Annotated in this window: 1 protein-coding gene; it reads right to left on the bottom strand. The window is 55.2% G+C overall.

Going from position 1 to position 1,017, the window contains the following annotated elements; all coding sequences use genetic code 11:
- Window positions 1-1,017: hypothetical protein (locus tag ACROAE_RS20580; protein WP_432406190.1), on the bottom strand; the 1,017-nt coding region annotated here is incomplete at both ends.

The raw sequence follows: 1,017 nt of genomic DNA on the forward strand, positions 1-1,017 counted from the left end.
CAACATCAAAGCCGTTGTCGAGCATGTCCTGGGTAACAGGGCCGTTAAACAATTCTGTGCCGTTGCCGTCGGTGACAATCAAGGTGTCGCCCACTTGGGTGCCCGTCGCTAAGGTCACGGTTGCGGTCACAGTGCCGTCAGTACCAATTTCATCGCTGTTAAAGATACCATCAGTGCCCATGCCGCTGAATTCTACAGTCGGTGCAGGAGCCATGGTGGCATCAACAGGTTGTGTATCCGTTGCGGTTGCAGATGGGTTACCGGCGATATCAATCACCTGTGCGGTGACATCAACATCGGTTGCGCCTGCGGTCACAGGGACTTCAACATCAAAGCCGTTGTCGAGCATGTCCTGGGTAACAGGGCCGTTAAACAATTCGGTGCCGTTGCCGTCGGTGACAATCAAGGTGTCGCCCACTTGGGTACCGGTCGCTAAGGTGACGGTTGCGGTGACGGTGCCGTCGCTGCCGATCTCATCGCTGTTAAAGATACCATCAGTGCCCATGCCGCTGAACTCAACGCTAGGTGCAGGTGCGGTAACATTATCAACAGGTTGTGTGTCGGTAGCGGTTGCAGATGGGTTACCGGCGATATCAATCACCTGTGCGGTGACATCAACATCCGTTGCGCCTGCGGTCACAGGGACTTCAACATCAAAGCCGTTATCCAGCATGTCCTGGGTAACAGGGCCGTTAAACAATTCGGTGCCATTGCCGTCGGTGACAATCAAGGTGTCGCCCACTTGGGTGCCGGTCGCTAAGGTCACGGTTGCGGTGACAGTGCCGTCAGTACCAATTTCATCGCTGTTGAACACGCCATCAGTGCCCATGCCGCTGAACTCAACGCTAGGTGCAGGTGCGGTAACATTATCAACAGGTTGTGTGTCGGTAGCGGTTGCAGATGGGTTACCGGCGATATCAATCACCTGTGCGGTGACATCAACATCGGTTGCGCCAGCGGTCACAGGGACTTCAACATCAAAGCCGTTGTCGAGCATGTCCTGGGTAACAGGGCCGT

The sequence above is a fragment of the Shewanella sp. MF05960 genome (assembly GCF_050849305.1).
In the GTDB taxonomy this organism is placed as follows: domain Bacteria; phylum Pseudomonadota; class Gammaproteobacteria; order Enterobacterales; family Shewanellaceae; genus Shewanella.